General features: G+C 52.4%; 7 tRNA genes. All 7 read right to left on the bottom strand.

The features are described 5' to 3' along the window. Positions 1 to 2: 2 nt before the first annotated feature. Positions 3 to 76: transfer RNA gene (locus HMPREF2574_RS09365), tRNA-Arg, on the bottom strand. A gap of 9 nt (positions 77 to 85) precedes the next feature. Next, positions 86 to 171, bottom strand: a tRNA-Leu gene (locus tag HMPREF2574_RS09360). A 7-nt stretch (positions 172 to 178) separates the two neighbouring features. After that, positions 179 to 250, bottom strand: a tRNA-Gly gene (locus HMPREF2574_RS09355). 19 nt (positions 251 to 269) lie between these two features. After that, positions 270 to 342 (bottom strand) — tRNA-Thr (locus tag HMPREF2574_RS09350). Positions 343 to 352: 10 nt separating this feature from the next. Continuing rightward, positions 353 to 434, bottom strand: a tRNA-Leu gene (locus HMPREF2574_RS09345). Between the two features lie 9 nt (positions 435 to 443). Beyond that, a tRNA-Lys gene (locus HMPREF2574_RS09340) sits at positions 444 to 516 on the bottom strand. A gap of 27 nt (positions 517 to 543) precedes the next feature. Further along, positions 544 to 616: transfer RNA gene (locus HMPREF2574_RS09335), tRNA-Asp, on the bottom strand. Positions 617 to 662: the final 46 nt, after the last annotated feature.

Below are 662 nucleotides of genomic sequence, written 5' to 3'. Positions count from 1 at the left end.
TATGCACCCTAGAGGAGTCGAACCTCTAACCGCCTGATTCGTAGTCAGGTACTCTATCCAGTTGAGCTAAGGGTGCTCTTTCCTATGCCGAGGACCGGAATCGAACCGGTACGATTGTTTCCAATCGCAGGATTTTAAGTCCTGTGCGTCTGCCAGTTCCGCCACCCCGGCTTCCTCAAGCGAACGACGGGGTTCGAACCCGCGACCCCCACCTTGGCAAGGTGATGTTCTACCACTGAACTACGTTCGCATTCGCTTCTTTCCTTTAATGCCGGCTACATGACTTGAACACGCGACCCTCTGATTACAAATCAGATGCTCTACCAACTGAGCTAAGCCGGCTTATCTCCTATGCGGGTGAAGGGACTTGAACCCCCACGCCGTTAAGCGCCAGATCCTAAATCTGGTGCGTCTGCCAATTCCGCCACACCCGCCTGTGACTATGACCCGTACTGGGCTCGAACCAGTGACCCTTTGATTAAAAGTCAAATGCTCTACCAACTGAGCTAACGAGTCTCTCTAATGTATCTCTATACACTAAAACGGTCCCGACGGGAATCGAACCCGCGATCTTCGCCGTGACAGGGCGACGTGATAACCGCTACACTACGGGACCTATTAAGCCTTTCCGCTTAAAGAAATGGGAGTTAACGGGATCGAAC

It is taken from the genome of Streptococcus sp. HMSC034E12 (assembly GCF_001835915.1).
Classification (GTDB): Bacteria; Bacillota; Bacilli; order Lactobacillales; family Streptococcaceae; genus Streptococcus; species Streptococcus vaginalis.
The sequence above is the reverse complement of the archived record's forward strand: the minus strand, read 5'-3'. Positions and strand labels throughout refer to the sequence as shown.